The sequence below is a fragment of the Sporosarcina sp. FSL K6-1540 genome (assembly GCF_038620285.1).
GTDB classification, from domain to species: Bacteria; Bacillota; Bacilli; order Bacillales_A; family Planococcaceae; genus Sporosarcina; species Sporosarcina psychrophila.
The window spans coordinates 3,423,365-3,445,436 of record NZ_CP152018.1; the positions used below are offsets into that span (position 1 = coordinate 3,423,365).

A 22,072-nucleotide genomic window follows, 5' to 3' on the forward strand; every position below is an offset into this window, starting at 1 on the left:
CTCCTGGCATCTTTCTTGCATTCACTTTATTTCCATCAATAAAAATAGAATGGTTAAATTTGAGCATTTTGTTTGCACTGCTATTCGTGACGATGACAATGCCTTTACAACTGAAAAACATAACAGTTTCCTTTGAACGCTGGATTACCTTCACCATTTTTTTTCAATACGGAGTATTCGCAGAGTTGGTTTTTACACAGATTGCAATGCTTATCCTAGTATTTAGTCAAAAGTCAGATTTACCCCATATGCATCGATTTTTTGTTAATTCCCTAATTTTCACACTCATCTCACTAGCGAGCGGAACTCTATTTCATTATGCAGGTGGAGAAGTTGGTTCGACGGATTTCTTGAACATCTGCTTATTTGGCCTTATTTATGCGATTAGTTATTCGCTGATTAATAGTGTTTTGATGCAAGTTTATTTATATTTCGAACTTGGCATTTATTCTTTTAAAGAAAAATTTGTAGTATGGGATTTTGCTTCTACAATGTTGTTGTTTCCGTTCAGCATATCCCTGTATTTTCTAAATAAACAATTTGGTAATAATGCAATACTTTTGATTGGCATCCCATTCCTTCTCGTATTATTAATCGCAAGGTTGTATCATCGGTCTGATAATTTAAATGACAAACTGTCTTCTGCGGGTATTATCGGGCGTGAACTTGCTGAGCGACTGGGCTTTGAAGATGTGATTCGGACATTCATCGGAAAGCTAAAAGATGTGGTTCCTTATGACAATGCTTATGTTCTAGATCTTCGAAATGGGGAGCATTTAATCACGTTGATGGCTTCTGAAAATGGGATGATTACAAAAGATATGACTGGACTTTCATTTCATCTAGAAAAAACTGTAGACGATGGATTGGATATGGACAATCCGAAAATCTTTGCGACCCAAAAAGAAGCAATGGCGCTAAATAACTTCAAATTCAACCAACCAGTGGAAAGTGTCATGACCGCTCCAATCAAGCGAAATCAGAAAACAGAAGGATTTCTAATCCTAACTTCCAAGCGGAAAAATGTATTTCGAGCGATGGAAATGAAAATCGTTGACGTTTTGACCGGATACTTTGCAATTTCATTAGTAAAGGCGCGCTATTATGAAAAGACTGTTGAGCAAAGTGTACGATGTGGTTTGACTAGCTTGCATAACTACCGCTACCTCGATACAAAGCTTGACGAAGAAATCCAACGATTCCATATTGGGACTATCAATTCACTTGCGGTTTTAATGCTAGATATCGATCATTTCAAATCGATTAATGATACACATGGACACCAGAGTGGAAATGATCTTCTTAAGGCACTTGCTAGACTGCTTGAATCATTTGTTCCGATTGACGCAACACTTTCACGATACGGAGGGGAAGAATTCGTCATCGTCTTGCCGAATTATGGGGAAAATGAAACGGGTGAACTCGCAGAAAAAATTCGTGAAGAAGTGGAATCATCTATATTTCGTATCATTCCAGATCTTTCTAAAGACCGCGAGCCTGTCGATGTCTGTATGACTGTTAGCATTGGCGTTGCTAATGTAACTAAAGACGCAAAAGATGCAAAAGAGCTTTTGCGTAATGCCGACCGAGCATTGTATATAGGTGGCAAGCAAGCAGGAAGAAATAAAGTAGGGGTTTATGGAAGGGAATACGTTGAAACATTATGATGCTAAATCGTAGATTGTCCTAATTTTATAAAATTAATTTATAAAAAAAGACCGGGAAACCGGTCTTTTTTATATATCTTTATTCCCGTTTGACAATCTTTACAGTGACAAACTGTGGAAAGTCTATGATAATAGTAATAGGTAAATCAATAAGTAAACATAATAACTATCCACAATTATATTGTTCTAATTAAAAAGAAACTATCAATTATTAAACGAGTAAGAGGAGACCACATATGGAATATATCATTCTACTAGTAGCTGCGATTCTAGCCCTTCCTATAGTAATCTATTTAGTTCGTCGGAAAAGAATAAGTAATCGGGTTTTATTGGGAACGATGGCTGGATTATTTATAGCTGTTATTGGTCTACTGATGCAAGGCGCATTTGATCCGCTCTATGTCCTAGTAGCGATGTTCGGACTTGCATTCGCTGTTTCAGTTTTGTTGGACAAGCGATCTGAACCGGAGGCAGTAACCGTTTCTGAGCGCCCCGTAGTAAAAGATATCCCTCGTGAAATTATCAACACTAACCGTATCAATGCGAATGAAGAAATAGCTGCGTCAGTTAACAAGGAAGTTGGTTTTGCGATGGAACCGATTGAGGATGATTTGAATCAATGGATGAGCGCAAATCGAGAAGAAATTGAAAGTGGGCAGAGTGAATTCAACGATAGAGAGGAGCGTTCTGATGGGAAGTAAAGGATTCTTAAATACGTTTATCATAGTCTTGACGTCGACGCTCGTTTTTTACGGGTTTTCTTCTGTTGGTGCCCTTGCATTTACTAATGTGTCATCAAAGGACTTTGGGGATCAAACCTTTGTCGGTCCTTTCGATATCTCAAGACAAAAAGAACAAGCGGTGAAAGAAAAACTCGCAGCAGATTTCATAACACTTCAAACAGATTTTGCAGTCGATTTAACTTATCAGGATATCACAGTTGCTTTGCCTGCCGAAGTAGTTACTTTCGACGTTGAAAAAACGGTTGAACAATCGAATTCTGGTAAAGAAAATCCCATTGTCGCAACAGTTTCAGTCGATGGACTTCGAACGATTCTGACACAACAGTTTTCTTCAATCCTGTTTAGTGAAGATAGTCTTCAATCGATTGCAACTGGTATCGAACGGGAGTTAGGAACAGGTATTATGCCACTGACTATTCATATTACGGATTACTCTGATTTCACGGAAATAGAAATCGCAACATCATCGATTGCAGTAACAGAGCCCTCGACTTCGTTGACGAATTTAATCAATGCTTTAAATGGTATGGAAATCACATCTTTTGCAACGTTTTCTTTATTTGATTTCATTAAAAATAATGAGATTGGTGTCGTGTCTGACGAGGAGCTAACAGTTCTTGCATCTGTTCTCTATGCGACAATTTTGCAGACGAATTTTGTTATCGATGAACGCAATATAGGAAATATGCTAGCACCATTCGCAGAACCAGGGTTCGAAGCAGCGGTCAATGAGCGGCTTGGACTAAATTTCATATTCACCAATCCAAATAAGACGGCTTTCCAGTTGCATGTTCAATCTGCCAATGGAACAATTGTTTCGTCAATTACCGGTATGCCTTTACTCTATTCCTACTCACCGTTTGTCGGGCAACTAGAATCATTCGAGCCAAAAACAGTGCAGCAATTTAGCGCATTTATACCAAATGGACAAGTAAGTGTAGCTGATGAAGGCAGAAAAGGAATGGAAGTGGAAGTCCACCGAACGATTTCATACGAAGGCTCGGTAGTAGTGGATGAAATGATTTCATCTGACTTTTATGCTCCGATGCCTAAAATCGAACTCCATCCATTGAAAAAAGAGTCGCAACAAATTCCCGGAAATAGCAATGATGGAACAGTCAATTCTCAGGACAATCAAAACTCTGCCGATTTCCAAAATGGTTTGGAGTCTAACGTTGATAAAGACCCTTCACAATTACAAGGCGAAGATGAGATAGAAGTTCAATATGATAAAGGTGGAAATATAATTGAGTAAGCTTGAGAACGGAGTGGGGGAATAGCATGTCGACTACACGTAAAAGACTAGGTGACCTGCTCGTTGAGTCTGGTCTCATTACAAATGAACAATTGCAAGCAGCATTGAGCGAAAAACCGCGCGATCAGAAACTTGGCGACTCGCTCCTTCAATACGGTTTTATCACCGAACAGCAACTAATTGAGGTATTGGAATTCCAACTGGGTATTCCGCACGTCAATCTGTTTAGATACCCTTTTGATCCGAAACTGTTTAATGTTGTACCGAAAGAATTTGCTAAACGCAATTTGCTTGTCCCGTTGAAAGCTGAGGGGGACAGGCTTTTTGTCGCAATGTCTGACCCGATGGATTATATTACAGTCGACAATTTGCGGTTGTCTACTGGGTTCCATATTGAAACTGCGATTGCATCAAAAGATGATATAATGCGGACTATTTCAAAGTATTACGATGAGGAGTCATTCGATGAGCTTTTCATCGAACAGACAACTGAACAGATAGAACAACAAGATGAGTTGACGGATTTGGATTCCCCGATTGTCCGGCTTGTCAATCAACTCATGTCTTCAGCTATCACTCAAAAGGCTAGTGATATTCATTTCGACCCCCAAGAGCATCAAGTCGCTATACGCTTCCGGATTGACGGTTTGTTGAAATCGGAACGATTTTTACCGAAGCATATGCAGGCGATGATTAGTGCACGTATAAAAATTATGGCAAATCTAGATATTACAGAACACCGGATACCACAAGATGGCCGCATCAAGACGAATGTAGATTTTCGACCGATTGACCTTCGTGTCTCCACGTTACCGACAGTTTACGGTGAGAAAATTGTCATGCGTATTCTAGATCTCAGCAGTTCTTTGAACGACCTGACGAAACTTGGTTTCAATAAGTTGAATCTGGACCGGTTCCTTGAACAAATAGAAAAACCTAATGGAATTGTCCTTATTTCAGGGCCTACGGGATCGGGTAAATCGTCAACGCTTTATGCAGCGCTTAATAAATTGAATAAAGAAGAAGTGAATATAATTACAGTAGAAGACCCGGTTGAGTATCAGCTAGAAGGGGTAAACCAAATACAAGTGAACCCGAATGTCGGATTGACATTCGCGGCAGGTCTAAGGTCTATATTGAGACAAGATCCAGATATCGTTATGGTCGGGGAAATACGTGACCGTGAAACAGTTGAAATTGCCATTAGGGCATCATTAACTGGTCATTTAGTTCTTAGTACAATCCATACGAATGATTCGATTGCTACGATTACAAGGATGTTAGATATGGGTGTCGAACCGTTTCTCGTAACTTCATCGCTAAATGCTGTTATCGCCCAACGGCTCATCCGCCGTGTTTGTCGAGATTGTGGACGAGAAATGGCTGCATCTAGTCGCGAAGTGGAGATTTTTGCGAAGCGGGGTATTACGATTGAAAAAGTGATAAGAGGTTCCGGCTGTGCGGTATGCAATATGACTGGGTATCGCGGGCGGATTGCCATTCACGAAGTGCTCGTTTTGAACGACGAAATGCGAGACGTTATTAATAGAGGCGGAACGACCGCAGATTTGAGAGAAATTGCAATTCGCAATAAGACAATGTTTTTGATGGATGATGGTTTATTGAAAGTAAAACAAGGGATTACGACGACAGAAGAAGTATTGCGCGTCGCATTGATTGAATAGGGGTTTTGTACATGAACAGGAAGATTGATGAGCTGCTAAAGACGGCGTTTAAGTTAAATGCTTCAGACATTCATTTAACGGTAGGGGTGCCTCCGATATTCAGGGTTCACGGGGATTTAAAACGCTATGGCGATGTGTTGATTGATAAAGAATTTACTGAATCAGTCGCACAATTGACAATTCCGGATAAGATGTATCCAGACTTTGTGGAGCATGGCCAAATCGATTATTCCTATGAAGTCCTGGGAGCGGCTCGTTTTCGTGTCAATGCATTTCAGCAACGCGGTTCTATATCACTTGCTTTTCGGACGATACCAACGATAATACCGACAATCGATGACTTGCAATTGCCAGAAACGTTAAAGATGTTGGCGCAGACGCATCAAGGACTCATCCTTGTGACAGGGCCGACGGGGTCGGGTAAATCGACGACACTTGCAGCGATGATCAAATATATGAATGAAACAATGCACAAACACATCATTACGTTGGAAGATCCGATTGAGTATATGCATGCGCATGGTACATCGATTATTGATCAGCGGGAAATAGGATTTGACACTGCTTCATTTACATCGGGGTTACGTGCTGCGTTGCGGCAGGATCCGGATGTCATCCTTGTTGGGGAAATGCGAGATTTGGAAACAATATCGACAGCGATCACTGCGGCCGAAACGGGTCACCTTGTTCTGGCTACGCTCCATACATGGAGTGCTGCATCGACTATTGACCGGATTATTGACGTATTCCCGCATGGTCAGCAGTCGCAAATTCGTGTCCAGCTTGCTGGCGTTTTGACATCCGTTATTTCACAGCGATTACTCCAGACAGCTGACCGCAAAGGACGACGTGCTGCGACGGAAGTAATGATTAATAATCCCGCTATTGCTAACTTGATACGGACAGAGAAAGTCCATCAGATTCCAACTATTATTCAAACAAACCGTGCGTCTGGGATGCATATGATGGCATCTTCCGTCCGCACCTTTCTTGATCAAGGGATTGTTTCATATGATACTGCCACGCCGTATTTAGAAGGTGATGAGTAACGATGGCTCGTTTCAAGTATGAAGGACGCGATGCAAAAGCAATCCGGACAGGTGTCATCGTAGCAGTGGACAAGCGGGAAGCTGCTATAAAATTAAAGAGTCAGGGAATCCGTGTGACGAACTTAACTGTGCAAGCAGAAACTGCGCTGACAAAAGAAATCGTCATCGGAAAACCGGTGAAACGAGAACATTTAATTATGTTCCTCCGTCAATTTTCAACGCTTCTTAGAGCGGGAGTTACGATCATTGATGCTATTCGTATTCTCGCATTGCAAGTCGAATCGAAACCGTTCCAAAAGATACTCATAACGGTAAACGATGATTTACGTGGAGGCGGTTCATTGTCGGGGGCATTCACAAAACACCCGAAAGCGTTCGAACCAATCGTCGTCAATATGATTCGGGCAGGCGAAATGTCCGGTACGATTGATGATTCACTTGATCGTCTTGCTGATCATTTTGAAAAATCACATCAGCTCAAGCAAAAAGTTGTGTCTGCGATGTCCTATCCATTAGTCGTCGCAGTTTTGGCAATCGGAGTTGTTATCTTTTTATTGACGACCATCGTTCCTATGTTTGTCGAGATGTTTGCCAGTTTCGGAGGAGAGTTACCTTGGATTACGCGCTTCGTTATGAACGCGAGTACTTTTGTGACCAGTTACTGGTACTTGTTGGTTTTATTCGCAGTGATTGTTGTAGGTGGGATTTGGATGATGAAGCGTAATAAAGAAGGCAAGCTTTTGTTAGATACGTTTCTATTAAGGCTACCGATATTTGGTGACATTATGAAAAAATCTGTTTTGGCGACAATGACGCGGACGTTAAGTTCGTTGTTTGCGAGTTCTGTCCCAATTCTACAGGCGATGTCCATGACAGAAAAGATAGTAGAAAATGAAGTCATTTCTAGAGTGATTGCAAAGTCAAGAGAGTCATTGGAACGGGGCGGTTCGTTGACGGAGCCGATGAATGGGCACTGGGCGTTTCCACCGCTGATTCCCCATATGATTGCAATTGGTGAGCAAACAGGGTCTTTAGACGCGATGTTGGCGAAAGTTGCCGATTTCTACGAGAAAGAAGTGGAAGCTGCGACAGATCGGTTGAAAGCCTTGATTGAACCTTTGATGATTGTGCTGCTGGCTGGATTGGTCGGGACTATAGTCCTCGCTATTATGATGCCGATGTTCGAAATGTTTAATAACATAGACGGAATGTAAGGGGTAATTTCAATAATTAGTAAAAATGACGTACTAATTATCGATATAGTAGTTTCATATTTTGTAGAATTAGGTATAATTAAGATGTAAGTTTAATAAGAAGATGAAAAAAGGGAGGAAATAGACATGAAGAAATTTTTACAAAAACGATTGAACAATGAAAAAGGGTTAACGTTAGTCGAGTTATTGGCTGTTATTGTTATTTTAGGGATTATTGCGGCGATTGCGATACCTTCGATTGGTGGGGTTATTGAGAGTTCCAAGATTAAGGCTCAATTTGCCGATGGTCAAAACGTTTTAGCTGCTGCGAATATTTATTTTACTGAAGATCCTGCTGCAGGACCAGTTAGTATTACGACACTTGTAAGTGATGGTTATTTAGATAATGCAGGAAAATTTACTGCTACAAATGTGGGAACAGTTACTTATTTTAAAGGTGGAAACAAATTATCAGCTAGTACTTTAGGGACTAAGCCAACTGTTAAGTTTGTCGCAGCTACTAATTCTGATATTTCAATTGCTAAAGCTAAGGATGGTAACGGTGCGATTGTAGTAATTGAAAAATAATTATTAATTTAGGAGCTGTTCCCATGTCCATATTCACTCGCCGCAAGCGCACAGAATCCATGACAATTGAAGAAGATGCAGTCCGGTTTGTTCGGCTGAAATCGGTGGATCCGCTCGTTATCGATGTTGCGGAGGAAGTTACCCTTCCTCCGAATGTCGTTGTCGAGGGGAAGATTGTCGATTCCGAAACGCTTGCGACGATATTGGACGGGGCGATTGAACAGTGGGGAATCTCCAAACGATCCGTCCAATTCCTCGCCCCGGATCAATATGTTATTATCCGCAAAGTCCCATACCCCGACGATGTCATGACGGACGAATTGAAAGGTCATTTTTTCATTGAGATTGGTTCAACACTTTATCTCCCGTTCGATGACCCTGTCTTTGATGTCGTCCCATACCTACCCAATACCGAAACGAACGAAGCGATTATCATTGCCTCAAAAGAAAGTGTACTAAACCGTTACGAAGAGGTTTTGAAAGACGTGAAATTAAATCCGATAACGGCTGATATCACACCACTTGCCTTATATCGTCTTGCCTATAGACAGCATTCATTTACTGGTAAAGAGCATGTTCTTTTAGCTGATCTGAAAGATGGTAAACTGACGGTATCTATTTTCCATGAGCATTTCCCCCTCTTTATGCGACCAGTTGATTTGGAAAACTCGACGGATTTATCTGTTGTGACAGATATGACTGTTAAAGTGGGCAATGTCACGCCATCGACCATTGTGATGGAGTTAGAAAAACTCATTAATTTTTACCGCTATAATATGTGGAATGGTGCCGCTTCCATCACGCATCTTCTCGTGAATGGGGAGTACTCCCAAATGGATGCACTCCTTTCCGGAATCAGAGAACGGCTGAACGTCAACGCAGATGTATTGGTTAAGAAGCCTTTACAACTTGCGACCGGGGAAGAGCTGCCAGCGCGCTTCAACCGAACAATCGGGTTGGCATTGAAAGAGGTGTAGTCATGTTAGTCGATATTAATCTATTACCTGAAAAAGAGAAGGAGCGGTCGACGCTCCTCATCGCTGCACTGGCTATTCTAGGTGCAGCTGTTCTTTTATGGTTGGCTTTATTCATGCTTTCTAATAGTCTAGCAAAAGAGACGGAAATGCTTGAGCAGCAGCTGATAGTTCTACAGCAAAGTCAGGAAGAAATCCGTTCTGAGCTCCAGCAAACTGATTCAGGTGACGAGAAAAAGTTGCTCGCATCGACTGTAGATTGGGCGGAGGACTATCAGTTTGATACAGTCCCTCTTTTACATGAACTTATAAATTTATTGCCAGAACGTGGATTTTTTCAAACGTTTGATTTTACGGGTCCCAATTTGGCGACGGTTATAGTCCAATTCGACACAAAACCAGACAGTGCATATTATTACACGCGATTAAAATCATCACAGGTCATATCAGAGATTCATCTTGATTCTGTGAAAGTTGAAAATGCATCGACTGAAGAAACGAATCCAGCAACTGATGTTCTACCGCGTTATATGGCTACCTATTCAATCTTATTTACTGATCAACGGGTTGCGGTCGAGGGGACAGCTGGAGTTGACGAGGCACAAAGTTCGGATGAGGGAGATGATACGGGTGACTAATTTGACGAAACGCCAAAAAGAAATAGTCCTAGTCATCCTCTCCGTTTTGTTATTCATTTCACTTGCAGCCTATTCTTATTTCAAAGTGTATGTACCTGTTAAAGATACGAATGAGCAGATGAAGCTCACGACTTCCAATGAGCGGGACGTGTTGTTTGCTCTTCGCAAGCAGTCCGCGGCTCAGGGGCAAACTGATACGACCAGTTCGCAGCCATTGCAGCGTAAAGTACCGTCAATGCCATTAGAAGATGCAGTACTTCTCCAAATTGGCAAAGCGGAAATCAAATCTGGCACCCTGGTACAAGATATAACATTTGCGCAAGGCGAATTTATCATAGAAAATCCTGTTGAAAATGTTGAGAATATTAACCAGTTGTTGACTGAAGTAGTTCTTCAATCCGATTCGTACACGGGGATTGAAAAATTCGTCGATGAAATTGAGAAGATGGAGCGCGTTTTTATCATTGATTCCATCAGTATCAATGTACCCGTTGAAATTCGTGACCAGCAATTAGACGAGGGACTGATAGAGATGACGGTGGCGTTTTCCGCTTTTTATCGTCCTGATTTAGTAGGTTTACAGCACGAGGTCCCGAAAATAGATGCACCTCCGCCTAGTGAGAAAACCGATCCGACACCTTTCAATGATGGGGTGGAAGCAGGGGATACCAAATGACGATTGTAATCACAAGCCTATTTTCCGTTTCCTTCTTCAACATTGTTGACCTGCGAGTTCCTATAAGGGAATTAATTGTATCACCGCATTCCTATTGCACGACGTGTGACCAAAAAAACTGTTTCTTGACCTCGTTCCGGTCTTTTCTATTCTGAATAGGGTTTAATTTTAAGCAGTTGGTGCGTGGCGCTACAAAGTTTCACAACAGCTTGGGGAAATCAAAACGATTTCTCCTTTTAGGTTCTATAAGCAGAAAGAGGTGGAACAATTGCCTACTCAACAACTCGTAATCTATCTATTAGTATATATGGTTCCTGCCTTGATAATTTTTGGAATAGGCTGTATGGTGTTGGCGCAAAGCCCTCGACGTTTGGAACATAAATTAATGGTGGCATTTAGTTTTACGTATTGTCTGCTGTATCTTGAAGAATTTATTCGGCATTTATTACCACTGTCTTCTAGTGTTTGGATGATCGGCATATTTTTTTACCAAATCAGGTTATTGACGACCACCATTTTATTCCACTTTCTTATACATATGACGAAAACTTACAAGCATTATCGCATTCCCTTCTATCCATATCTTATTTACGTTCCTATCGCAATCGTCGTCATTTTAACGTTGATGAACGTCAATGTCGTGGATAATACAGAATTTATTCAAACTGGCATTTGGTACTCACCGATTTTTAATAAAACCTATTATATGAAACTGATCCTTTCAACTGTAATAATTATTCTTATGATAGTCACTTTATGGAATGGGATGAACCGCGCGACTTCGTTCAGAAAACGTAAATCCATACAGTTTTTACTGGTTGGAATGATAAGTATGCTCATTTTGACAGTCATTTTGGGTTATCCGAATTATGGTAGGTTCTTACCCCCGCATCCTTATCTACTATCTGGTATTGTGTTTTCCGTTTTCCTATCTATTTCCGTTTTGCGTTTTCAGTTACTACCTTCCGTCTCGAGAAGATATAAAGAATTGTTCAACTTAAGTCCGGTATCCATCATCATTACGAATGATCAGTGGGAAGTATTGGAGTTCAATGACAATGCGGCTATTGAGCTTGGGTCTCAAATAAAAGAAGGTTTCATTTTAATCGATTATTTTAGAGTGACAGAGAATAAACAGCAACTTCTTCGACTCAGTGAGCAGTTGGAAAAAGAAGTGACAATCAGAGATTACCTCATTAAAATTATGAACCCAGCCAAGGATGAAACCCTCTATTTTTCGCTGGATGCATCGATAGTGAGAGTGGATGAGGATGTCTTTTATTATTTGATTTGGCGTAATGTGACCGATGAATTGGAAAGTAAGCAGCTAGTACAGCGCTTAGCCTATCATGATGCACTCACTAATATTTCCAACCGAGCGTATTTTGTTACTGAAGTAAAGGAAAGATTAAAATCCTTGCCCGTTCAGTCAACGAATGGGACGGCGGTTGTACTTATTGACTTAAATCGATTCAAAGTGATCAATGATACATATGGACATGCTGTCGGTGATCAAGTGCTGAAGCATACAGCATCCATTTTGATGAAAATAACACGGGAAAGTGACATTGTCGCACGTTTTGGCGGTGATGAGTTCGTCATTTTCCTGGAGGAATACTCAACGGATCAAGCGGTGGATGAGTGGGTGGATGTTTTACGGGAGGAATTCGCAACCAATCCGTTTGTTGGAAATGCCTTGGTGTTGGAAATTGAGCCAAGTATCGGGGTTGCTTTTTATTCAATTGAGGCAAGCCAATTCGACGAACTATTTCAATTGGCCGATGTGAGAATGTATGAAGATAAGGAAAAGTCTAGAAGGACGCGAAGGGCGCTCCAAATAGACACAGTAGATAAACAGTAGAAGGAGAATTGCATGGGAATTGTTATTGGTGTTTTCTTTTTCCTATACGGTATTGTATTAGGATCATTTTTCAATGTTGTCGGATTACGTGTACCGAAAAAGGAGTCGATCGTTTCGCCTCCTTCACATTGCACCGTCTGTAATCGGAAATTAGGCGTTCTAGATCTTATTCCAGTCTTTTCTTATCTATTTTTAAAAGGGAAATGTAGGGGATGTGATACAAGAATTAGCCCGATTTATCCAATTGTGGAGCTGGTGACGGGGATTTTATTTGTGTTAAGTTACGCAATGCTCGGATTTAGTGGCGAATTAATCATCGCAATTTTATTCGTGTCGCTTCTTGTCATCATTACAGTGTCGGACATCGCGTATATGCTTATCCCTAATAAGGTATTGCTGCCGTTCGCTATAGTGCTTATCGGACTGCGGTTAATCATTCCCCTTGAACCTTGGTGGGATAGCTTCCTTGGGGCTATAGTGGGCTTTGGAGTACTCTATCTCATCGCTGTTGTGTCGAAAGGTGGCATGGGTGGCGGGGACATCAAGTTGTTTTTCGTTATCGGTCTTGTGCTAGGTACGACAAATACACTTGTGACACTGTTTTTAGCGGCGTTCATCGGGTCTATTGTTGGGCTTATCGTGTTAAAACGGACAGGGCAAGGACGAAAAACACCAATCCCATTCGGTCCCTCGATTGCAGTGGCTGCTGTCATCTCTTATTTCTGGGGAGCTGATTTTGTCGCTTGGTATGGCAATCTATTCTATTAAGTCGATAAATTTATTGGAACAAGGCGACATACGTCTTGTTCTTTTTCATGTCCACTCTGATACCGTTAACTATAAAAGTACCTTGGTTAGGGCAGACTTATGCCCCGAGCACCTAGGCGCTAGATAAACTTAAAACGGGGTGGTCAGCAATGAAATTCGGAAAACGTTACTCGAAAGGGACAGTTTTCATGGCGATGCTTCACGGTGTCCTCATAGGTGTCGCAGCTGTTGCAGTGATTGGTCTACTACTTGCTGGGACTAAAGGGAAAGACGATGTAAAGACCAGCGGCAAAGAATTAGCCGCATCGGGTCCAGCACCTGTTGAAAATTCAGCAAAGCCTGATGAAGAGCCGTTACAATTATTTGCAAAACAGCATGGAGCATTCTCGTCCTCGGAATCCGCAACTCTATTTATTGCAGAAGATCCAACTCTATCGAAAGCGGCCGTTATAAAGGCGGCCGATAAATACTTAGTTTGGACCGCTGTTGGATTGACGGAAAATGAGATTGATTCTAGTGAGTCTGAAGGTACTTATCGGAAAACATTCAGGGCAGATACCTCATCCTGCGGGGCAATCGGTGCAGGGAAATTGCGTGAGGTCCTCATGCAAACAGAAATAGCCAAAATTAATAATTTGGACGAAACTACAAAGGAGGGGAAAGATGATGATAAGACAAAAGGTTTTTACAAGAATATTACCACCATTACAACATTTACGAAGGATTTACGTGTCGTTAGATTGCTTCTTCTTTCCCAGTATTCACATACAGAAAACTGCGTTAAAATCACTTTTTGAGGCTTGAAAAGGGGACGGATTTGAGTTGTGAGGATTTTGAGACAATTTTCACAAATCCTTTTATCCAGTATGATTGGCTAAAGGGGGAATTACTAATGAAATTTACAGTTGTTAAACCAGTTATTCTAGCTTCAGCATCTCCGCGCAGGAAAGAAATTCTAAGTTTGCTTGGCTTCCCGTTTACAGTCGTGCCAAGCAATGTGGCTGAGGATTTAGCTGTAGAAAATGACGATTTTGAAGGCTATGCACGGCAACTTGCCGCGATGAAAACGCAGGCAGTAGCGAATGAAGAACAGGGTTCTATCGTAATCGGAGCGGATACGATTGTTGTGTATAAAGGGAAATTATATTCGAAACCAGAAAGTAAAGAACAAGCGCGAGCATTTTTAGAAGAGCTTTCAGGGAAAACGCATTCAGTTATAACAGGCGTTGGGGTATTTATGGATGATAAGATATGTACATTTTCCGTCCAGACAAAAGTTACTTTTCGTGAACTTGACGATATGTTGATTAATGCATATGTGGAATCCGGTGATCCAATGGACAAGGCTGGCGGATACGGTATTCAGACGGCTGGCGCATTATTGGTGGATAAAATTGATGGTGATTACTACAATGTTATGGGATTGCCAATTGCGAAGTTAACTGAGTATATGCGGAAGCTGGGCTTTATGGAATTGAATGGTGGTGTATCATTCATTGACAATTGATCTTCAGCCCAAAATGATGATTCGCGATGTACATATTGCGGACAGGCCACGTGAACGACTCATTAGACAAGGTGCGGAAAGTTTGTCAAATCAAGAGCTGATTGCGATATTGTTGCGCACAGGTACAAAACAGGAATCTGTTCTTGTTCTTGCTAACCGAATCTTATCCTCATTCGATAAAATCCAAGACTTGAAAGACGCTACTATTGAAGAATTGATGCTGGTAAAAGGAGTCGGTAAGGCGAAGGCGGTCCAAATCCTTGCTGCCGCAGAGATTGGCAAGCGGATGTATCGTAAGCATTCAGAGGGGCGATACACGATAAGGTCTCCGGAAGATGCAGCTGCCTATTTAATGACGGATATGGCCTCACTCAATCAAGAGCATTTCGTAGTGCTCTTTTTGAATGTTAAAAATGAAGTCCTTCATAAACAAACTATTTTTATCGGTAGCCTCAACTCCAGCATAGTTCATCCGCGCGAAATTTTTCGCGAAGCAGTAAAGCGGTCTGCCGCGTCAATTGTAGTTGCGCATAATCACCCGAGTGGAAACCCCTCACCATCTCCAGAAGATATCGAAGTAACGAAAAGATTAATTGAAGCGGGTTCGATTATGGGTATCGAAGTTCTCGACCACGTTATCATTGGAGATCACCAGTTTTTAAGCCTGAAAGAGAAGGGATATATGTAAATTTATTCTGAAATAATGCTTCGAATGGCACGAAAAATGAATAAGGGTACATGTGACGCTGTGAATTTGCTCTTCTATCCGTTATACTATGGTGTATGATTTCATGAATGCCGTAATTAACGGTTTAGCAGAAAGGAAGAACACAATTGTTTGGATTTGGATCTAGAGATGTCGGGATTGACCTCGGCACAGCAAATACATTAGTTTTCATTAAAGGAAAAGGCATTGTCCTCAGAGAGCCTTCAGTAGTAGCGAAAAATACACATACTGGTGAAATTGTAGCAGTCGGTAGCGCTGCGAGAAATATGATTGGTCGTACACCTGGATCTATCGTGGCAACACGCCCGATGAAAGACGGTGTCATTGCTGATTTTGAAATTACGACAGCAATGATTGAGCATTACATGAAAGAGGCAACGAAAACGTCGGGCGGAGCATGGAAAAAGCCAAACGTCCTAATTTGTGTGCCTTACGGAATTACTTCCGTTGAACAGCGTGCGGTTATCGATGCTTCACGACAAGCAGGTGCAAAAGAAGCGTTCACAATTGAAGAACCGTTTGCGGCTGCAATCGGCGCAAATCTACCTGTTTGGGAACCTACTGGTAGTATGGTCGTCGATATAGGTGGCGGTACAACAGAAGTTGCGGTCATTTCACTTGGCGGCATCGTAACAAGCGAGTCAATCCGTGTCGGTGGCGACACAATGGATGGCGCGATTATTAGCTATATCCGCAAAATGTATAATTTGACTATCGGTGAACGGACTGCAGAAGCTATTAAAATTGAAATTGGTTCTGCAAAAGTAATCGGCGATACACAGAAGATGGAAATTCGTGGACGTGATCTTTTGACTGGTCTGCCGAAAACAATCGAAATTTCTTCTGATGAAATCGCAGAAGCATTGCGTGAGTCGATTGCACAGATCATTGATGGTGTGAAGAAGACGCTTGAAACAACACCTCCGGAATTATCTTCGGATGTTATGGAACGCGGAATTGTGCTAACAGGTGGTGGTGCATTGCTCCAAAATCTTGATAAAGTCATTTCTGATGAAACACAAATGCCTGTTTTCATAGCTGAAGATCCACTTGATTGTGTTGCAATCGGTACAGGTAAAGCACTCGATAATTTTGAATTGATCAAAAAAATGCAAGGTAGATAAGTAAGGGAGGACATGGGCAATGCCGCGATTTTTTTCAAATAAACGTTTGATATTACTGCTCGTGGGCGTCATTATCCTTGTGGCATTAATTTCATTCTCCCTCAAAGACCGGCAGAATGCCTCCCTTCCAGAACAAGTTGTGAAAGATGTCGTCGGCTTCGGGCAGTCACTATTCTCGAAGCCGGCGCTTTACATAACAAACGTTATTGGGAATATTGATGGGATTTTGAATACATATGAAGAAAACAAACATTTAAAAGTAAGATTAAGCGAATACGCCTCTGGACAAGCCGAGCTGGCGGATGTGAAAGCAGAAAATGAACGCCTGCTCGAAATTGTCGGCAAAAAAGATGAATTGCGTGTTTATGATCCGGTCCAGGCGACGGTCATTTCGCGGAACCCTGACCAGTGGGAAGAGAAAATCATCATAGACAAGGGCGAAAATCAAGGTATTGAAAAGAATATGGCGGTCATTACAGCGGATGGCCTAGTTGGAAAAGTTGTACTTGTTACAAAGTTTACTTCCACAGTTGAGCTATTGTCGACGGAGAATCGTAATTTCCGTGTTGCTGCAGTTGTTGCAGGTGAAAAGACTTACGGACTTATCGAGGGGTACGACATTAAACGCAGTGAGCTTATTATGAAACGTATTGACTCTAGTTTCGAAGTCAAAGTCGGTCAGAAAGTCATAACATCTGGTCTTGGTGGTATTTTTCCGAAAGGGCTTTTAATTGGAGAAGTAACAGAAGTATCGACAGATGATTATGGACTGACGAAGTTGGCATATATCCGGCCGGCAGCGGACTTTTCGTTGTTGGACCATGTTATCATTGCTAAGCGCTCATCCATTGTTCAGGGGACAGACGGGGACAGCTCTGCGGATACTGAGGGGGAGGATGGATCATGATCCGATCCGTCATCCCTCTTATTGCCGTATTGTTGTTTTTCCTAGAGCCTGTATTCAGTCTGTTTTCACCGGTGAACATTGGTAGTGATAGCTATACGCTTGTTCCGCGGTTTGTTATCGTGTACCTTATTTTTATAGCTGTCTATTACAGTAGAAAACATGCAATCATTTACGGAATTGTGCTTGGACTCTTGTATGATATGTACCATATTGATATTATTGGATTATATGCATTTCTCTATCCTTTGATCTGCTTTATTGCAACACTTATTATTCGCCAAATCCACCGCCATATTGTTACGGTGATGTTCTTGGCCTTACTTCTGATTATCGTGCTCGAAGTACTATCATACTTTTTTGCTAGTCTCGTTTCATTGACATCTATTGGATTGGATGAATTCATTACAGGGAGACTTATTCCAACGATAATTGCCAACTCAATATTCGTTGGTATGTTCGGTTGGTTTTTCAAAACACTTATTTATAAAAGAGTAGTAGAGCGACAGGGCGAAACTTTGTAAAAGAAAATGCGGGGTGACGCAAATGACGAAACAGCAATATGTAACAATAAAAGGGACAAAAGACGGTCTTGTTCTTCGGCTTGACGACAAATGCGCTTATTCGGACATGATTGCCGAGCTCCGCAGAAAAGTGGAGGAAGACGGCTTGGAAGGACTTGCGGAAGTGCAGGTTCATACGGGTAGTCGCTACTGCAATGAAGAAGAATTGCGAGAGATAATGAACGCGATTCATGATTCTCCAAATTTACGTGTATCAAAAATCCAAAGTGATGTTATCACGATGGAAGAATGCAATAGAAAAGTACTTGAAAATCAATCTGAAACCTACATCGGCATCGTGCGATCGGGTCAAGTTGTGCAGGCAGAAGGGGATCTCGTTGTCATTGGTGACGTGAATCCCAATGGCCGCGTCGTCGCTGCGGGCAGCATTTATGTACTTGGTAGACTGAAGGGGATCGCTCATGCAGGATCGAGCGGCAATACGAAGGCTGTGATCGCGGCTTCTTGGCTTGAAGCAACACATCTTATAATCGCGGACAAAATGGAAACGATGACGGATGAGTTAACGATTTTGTCGGAACAACCGGAAATGGAATGTGCTTATTTGCATCCGAACGGCTTCATTGCCATCGACCGTCTGCAGGAACTCCGGATTCTTCGGCCTGGTCTGTCATCATTCAAAGGAGGAAGCTAGTTTGGGAGAAGCAATCGTAATAACATCTGGTAAAGGTGGTGTCGGCAAGACGACGACATCCGCAAATCTTGGAACTGCACTGGCTCTCCAAGGTAAAAAAGTGTGTCTGATTGACACTGATATCGGCCTCCGTAATCTTGACGTCATTCTCGGCCTTGAAAACCGTATCATCTATGATTTAGTGGATGTTATTGAAGGACGCTGCAAAGTTCAACAGGCACTCGTGAAGGATAAACGTTTCGAGGACGGTCTCTTTTTATTACCGGCTGCTCAGACTACTGATAAAAACGCAATCAATCCTGAACAGATGAAAAACTTGGTTACTGAACTGAAACGGGATTATGATTATATATTGATTGACTGTCCAGCTGGAATCGAACAAGGTTTCAAAAATGCCATTGCTGGTGCTGACCGTGCCATTGTCGTTACGACTCCTGAAATTTCGGCCGTTCGTGACGCCGATCGAATCATTGGTTTGCTTGAACAGGAAGACATAGAACCCCCGAAACTGATCATCAACCGCATCAGACGGCATCTCATGAATAGCGGAGATGCACTTGATGTCAACGATATTACGACACACTTGTCTATCGACTTGCTCGGCATCATCCTAGACGATGAGAACGTCATCACCTCCTCAAACAAAGGGGAGCCCGTCGTCATGGATCCAGCGAATCCTGCAGCAATTGGCTATCGTAACATTGCGCGCCGTATCCTCGGCGAATCAGTTCCGCTTATGTCTCTTACCACGGGAAAACCTGGATTCTTCGGTAAACTTAAATCGATATTTGTGAAATAACCCTAAAACCCCTTGCACATATTTTTTGTGTTGGGGGTTTTTTGTGAATTTTAGGTGGTGAAAATGGAAGAGTTGAAATTACAATTCGAAAGTTCCAATTAAACGTGGATTGTAGCAATTAGGTTTCAAGAGTTGAAGGTAAGCATTGAGAGTTGCGATTAGCGATAGTAAATGAATTGGGTTCCGCGATTGAAGTTAGAAATCGATACTTTTTCAATGAGAAATTCAAAATAGGAGGAGATTTTGATTGATAATTAAAAAACGAGGTATTCCAGGGGCTTTTGCAGGGCTAGCATCGCTTGTTTCACGTATATCGGAATCCGATGAAATGTATAAAAGAATTAAGTCTGATTATAAAAATAGTCGAGCGGGATTTGCGGGTGAATTGAAAGTTGATAATTATTTGAAAGAGCTGGAACTAAAGATGCCCTATTACGTTTTGCAGAATCTGAATATCAAGGTTGGAAAAAAGGAAGTTCAAATTGATACATTACTTATCCATCCTAATTTCATTTTGGTAATAGAAATAAAAAATATGCGGGGGGAATTTTATTTTGATCCCGTTAATAAACATTTTTATAGGCTGAACGACGAAGGGAAAAAGGAAGGAATGAGGAACCCGGAAGCGCAGCTAAGTCGGTCGACAACTATTATCAATTCATTTCTTCGTAATATAGGGGTCGAGATGTCCGCCAATGGACTTATCGTATTCGTTAGCCGTGCGGGGATCGTTATGCAAGCATCGGAAAACTGGAAAACGATTCCGATTGATTCACTGGTGGAATATATCGAATTTTTAGAGAGTCGTACTAAACGTGTGATCGCGAATGAAATATGCAAGCGTTTGGCATTTGAGCTTTTGACCGAAGATAGACTAGAAAAACCATTTAGTATCGTTGACTATTATAATATTTCGGTTGATAAAGTGAAGAAAGGGGTCAGATGTCCAAAGTGTGATTACATTCCAATGCTAAGAAAGCATTCGCGATGGTGTTGTGGGAAATGCGGAAAGGAATCACGTGATGCTCATCTCAATACCCTACAGGAATATCGTTTATTATTTGGACCGGAAATTACGAGTAGAAGTGCGATTGAATTCATGCAGCACGACTCCATTTACTTTGCGATACGTGTTCTTAATAATAATGCTGAAATAAAAAAAGCGAAGACAAGGTATAGATTATTTCAAATTAGAGATGAAAAACATCTATTATCGGAATTTATTCGGGAAGAGTTGAAAAAATAGTTGTTGAAATAGGAGGTTTGCAATTAGGTTTGACTAGTTGCAATTAGAATTCGAAAGTTGCAATTGAAATCCCGGAGTTGCAGTTAAAACTCGCTAGTTGCAATTAGAACCAAAAAGTTGCAACCAAAGAGAGATAACGGGTATTTGCTGCCCAACTTTTCTCGCAGAAATAGAACTATACGGACCCCACTTTCGATAAATTCCGTTCAACCGCCCATAATATTCCCCCCACCTACGTCATATACTAAAAAAAACGGGTGGTGTGACCGGTTGAAATGGAGAACGAAGTGGATGATGGCAATTGTGTTGACGCTCGGGGTGATTGGTGTGGCGAAGTTGGAGGATGCGGGTGTGATACGGGAACCTGTTACGCAGTATGTCACGTCTGGCAAGGACTTTATAGCGATGAAAAAATGGGTGGCAACAATAATTAAAGATCCGGCTGCTGACCAAATCGCGGTCATGGCAGATCCCCATCAGGAAGACCCTTTTTCCGCGTATGAATCAATGCAGCCATATAAAGAGGGTGTGATTGTATCCTATACACAACCGTTAACGATTGATGCGCAAGAGAACGGGCTTGTCATTTTTACAGGTTTCACCCGCGAATCGGGGAAAACCGTTACGGTGTTATATGATAGTGGGGATGAAGTGACGTATGGTTACGTTGGAAAAGTTGTCAAACTGCCGTATACAGCTGTGAAAAAAGGGGACACGCTGGCGCTAATGGATGAGGGGGCGATTTATCTGAAGGTAAAGCGTGATGGTGTGAAAATGGATGCGTCACTTTTGCCGACATATCTTTCGGGCGGGGAACAATGAAATTTAAGCTTCATCCTGTTCTTTTGCCTTTTTTTCTATTTTTAATCATGACCGGCAGCATTTCGATCTATGCCATTATCTTTATTTCGCTTCTGATTCATGAAGCTGGGCACCTCCTTGCTGCCTATCTTACTGGAATGCGCATACGATCTTGTACAATCATGCCTTACGGTGGCGAAATCGTTATTTGGAATAAACATATGGCACCAAGAAGAGATCGTCTCCTCGTCGCGCTCAGCGGTCCTTTAGCAACGTTGCTCCTATTATTAATGGCGATTTGGATTCCATTTCCGGGTGACGACCAAGTTATCCGGATTCAAGTTGCATTGCTAGTGCTTAACTTACTTCCCATTCTACCGCTTGATGGTGGACAGGCAATATGTGCGCTGCTCGAAACAGAAGGTTCCGTTTATCGCACACGCTCGCTCGTTTTGCTGCATTCAATTCTACTTCTTTGCGCTAGTATTATCCTATTATCAATTGATATACCTAAGACATTGCCCTACATTCTCCTGGCAACGTTCCTCTTGCTTCAAAACATTTCCGCTTTTCGGTTCCGAAAATATGAAAAAGCATTTGCAGAAATAAAATTAAATAGGTTGACGTAATTAAATATACGTGGTAATAT

Annotated in this window: 24 protein-coding genes; all 24 read left to right on the forward strand. The window is 41.7% G+C overall.

What is annotated here, in order from left to right; genetic code table 11:
- Positions 1-59 precede the first annotated feature (59 nt).
- Complete coding sequence (locus MKY15_RS16140) at positions 60-1,667, forward strand: GGDEF domain-containing protein (protein ID WP_338652777.1); 1,608 nt, start codon at positions 60-62, stop codon at positions 1,665-1,667.
- A gap of 236 nt (positions 1,668-1,903) precedes the next feature.
- Positions 1,904-2,368 carry a hypothetical protein gene (locus MKY15_RS16145; RefSeq protein WP_067208100.1) on the forward strand — a complete coding sequence of 155 codons (465 nt, stop codon included), beginning with the start codon at positions 1,904-1,906 and terminating at the stop codon, positions 2,366-2,368.
- The gene (locus tag MKY15_RS16150; RefSeq protein ID WP_342538015.1) at positions 2,358-3,665 is read left to right on the forward strand and encodes a hypothetical protein; all 1,308 of its coding nucleotides are present in this window, start codon (positions 2,358-2,360) and stop codon (positions 3,663-3,665) included. The genes MKY15_RS16145 and MKY15_RS16150 overlap by 11 nt, the downstream gene beginning before the upstream one ends.
- Before the next feature lie 26 nt (positions 3,666-3,691).
- Positions 3,692-5,350, forward strand: coding sequence for an ATPase, T2SS/T4P/T4SS family (locus tag MKY15_RS16155; protein WP_067208104.1), 1,659 nt, complete (start codon positions 3,692-3,694; stop codon positions 5,348-5,350).
- A gap of 11 nt (positions 5,351-5,361) precedes the next feature.
- Positions 5,362-6,399, forward strand: coding sequence for a type IV pilus twitching motility protein PilT (locus MKY15_RS16160; protein WP_342538016.1), 1,038 nt, complete (start codon positions 5,362-5,364; stop codon positions 6,397-6,399).
- A 2-nt stretch (positions 6,400-6,401) separates the two neighbouring features.
- Entirely contained in the window at positions 6,402-7,613 is a 1,212-nt protein-coding gene (locus MKY15_RS16165; protein ID WP_342538017.1) for a type II secretion system F family protein, read from the forward strand.
- A gap of 126 nt (positions 7,614-7,739) precedes the next feature.
- Positions 7,740-8,180 carry a prepilin-type N-terminal cleavage/methylation domain-containing protein gene (locus MKY15_RS16170; protein ID WP_342538018.1) on the forward strand — a complete coding sequence of 147 codons (441 nt, stop codon included), beginning with the start codon at positions 7,740-7,742 and terminating at the stop codon, positions 8,178-8,180.
- A 23-nt stretch (positions 8,181-8,203) separates the two neighbouring features.
- A complete protein-coding gene (pilM, locus tag MKY15_RS16175; protein WP_342538019.1) occupies positions 8,204-9,157 on the forward strand; it encodes a pilus assembly protein PilM in 954 nt (317 codons plus the stop codon).
- A 2-nt stretch (positions 9,158-9,159) separates the two neighbouring features.
- Complete coding sequence (locus tag MKY15_RS16180) at positions 9,160-9,792, forward strand: fimbrial assembly protein (protein ID WP_342538020.1); 633 nt, start codon at positions 9,160-9,162, stop codon at positions 9,790-9,792.
- Entirely contained in the window at positions 9,785-10,468 is a 684-nt protein-coding gene (locus MKY15_RS16185) for a pilus assembly protein PilO (RefSeq protein ID WP_342538022.1), read from the forward strand. Before MKY15_RS16180 ends, MKY15_RS16185 begins: the two co-directional genes overlap by 8 nt.
- On the forward strand, positions 10,465-10,623 hold the full coding sequence (locus tag MKY15_RS16190; protein ID WP_342538023.1) for a prepilin peptidase: 159 nt from the start codon (positions 10,465-10,467) through the stop codon (positions 10,621-10,623). Before MKY15_RS16185 ends, MKY15_RS16190 begins: the two co-directional genes overlap by 4 nt.
- A gap of 113 nt (positions 10,624-10,736) precedes the next feature.
- On the forward strand, positions 10,737-12,329 hold the full coding sequence (locus tag MKY15_RS16195; RefSeq protein ID WP_342538024.1) for a diguanylate cyclase: 1,593 nt from the start codon (positions 10,737-10,739) through the stop codon (positions 12,327-12,329).
- A gap of 12 nt (positions 12,330-12,341) precedes the next feature.
- Complete coding sequence (locus MKY15_RS16200) at positions 12,342-13,097, forward strand: prepilin peptidase (RefSeq protein WP_342538026.1); 756 nt, start codon at positions 12,342-12,344, stop codon at positions 13,095-13,097.
- A 149-nt stretch (positions 13,098-13,246) separates the two neighbouring features.
- On the forward strand, positions 13,247-13,894 hold the full coding sequence (locus MKY15_RS16205) for a hypothetical protein (protein ID WP_067208126.1): 648 nt from the start codon (positions 13,247-13,249) through the stop codon (positions 13,892-13,894).
- A 95-nt stretch (positions 13,895-13,989) separates the two neighbouring features.
- Entirely contained in the window at positions 13,990-14,604 is a 615-nt protein-coding gene (locus MKY15_RS16210; RefSeq protein WP_342538027.1) for a Maf family protein, read from the forward strand.
- A 16-nt stretch (positions 14,605-14,620) separates the two neighbouring features.
- Entirely contained in the window at positions 14,621-15,292 is a 672-nt protein-coding gene (gene radC, locus MKY15_RS16215) for a DNA repair protein RadC (protein WP_082786810.1), read from the forward strand.
- Between the two features lie 146 nt (positions 15,293-15,438).
- Entirely contained in the window at positions 15,439-16,455 is a 1,017-nt protein-coding gene (locus MKY15_RS16220) for a rod shape-determining protein (protein WP_067208132.1), read from the forward strand.
- A 19-nt stretch (positions 16,456-16,474) separates the two neighbouring features.
- Entirely contained in the window at positions 16,475-17,362 is an 888-nt protein-coding gene (gene mreC / locus MKY15_RS16225) for a rod shape-determining protein MreC (RefSeq protein ID WP_067208135.1), read from the forward strand.
- Positions 17,359-17,883, forward strand: coding sequence for a rod shape-determining protein MreD (gene mreD / locus MKY15_RS16230; protein WP_067208137.1), 525 nt, complete (start codon positions 17,359-17,361; stop codon positions 17,881-17,883). Before mreC ends, mreD begins: the two co-directional genes overlap by 4 nt.
- A 22-nt stretch (positions 17,884-17,905) precedes the next feature.
- Positions 17,906-18,577, forward strand: coding sequence for a septum site-determining protein MinC (gene minC / locus MKY15_RS16235; protein ID WP_067208140.1), 672 nt, complete (start codon positions 17,906-17,908; stop codon positions 18,575-18,577).
- 1 nt (position 18,578) lies between these two features.
- On the forward strand, positions 18,579-19,376 hold the full coding sequence (gene minD / locus MKY15_RS16240) for a septum site-determining protein MinD (protein ID WP_067208143.1): 798 nt from the start codon (positions 18,579-18,581) through the stop codon (positions 19,374-19,376).
- 247 nt (positions 19,377-19,623) lie between these two features.
- Complete coding sequence (locus MKY15_RS16245) at positions 19,624-20,622, forward strand: NERD domain-containing protein (protein WP_342538030.1); 999 nt, start codon at positions 19,624-19,626, stop codon at positions 20,620-20,622.
- Positions 20,623-20,892: 270 nt separating this feature from the next.
- On the forward strand, positions 20,893-21,444 hold the full coding sequence (locus tag MKY15_RS16250) for a hypothetical protein (protein WP_156475998.1): 552 nt from the start codon (positions 20,893-20,895) through the stop codon (positions 21,442-21,444).
- Positions 21,441-22,052 carry a M50 family metallopeptidase gene (locus tag MKY15_RS16255; protein WP_067208151.1) on the forward strand — a complete coding sequence of 204 codons (612 nt, stop codon included), beginning with the start codon at positions 21,441-21,443 and terminating at the stop codon, positions 22,050-22,052. The genes MKY15_RS16250 and MKY15_RS16255 overlap by 4 nt, the downstream gene beginning before the upstream one ends.
- Positions 22,053-22,072 lie beyond the last annotated feature (20 nt).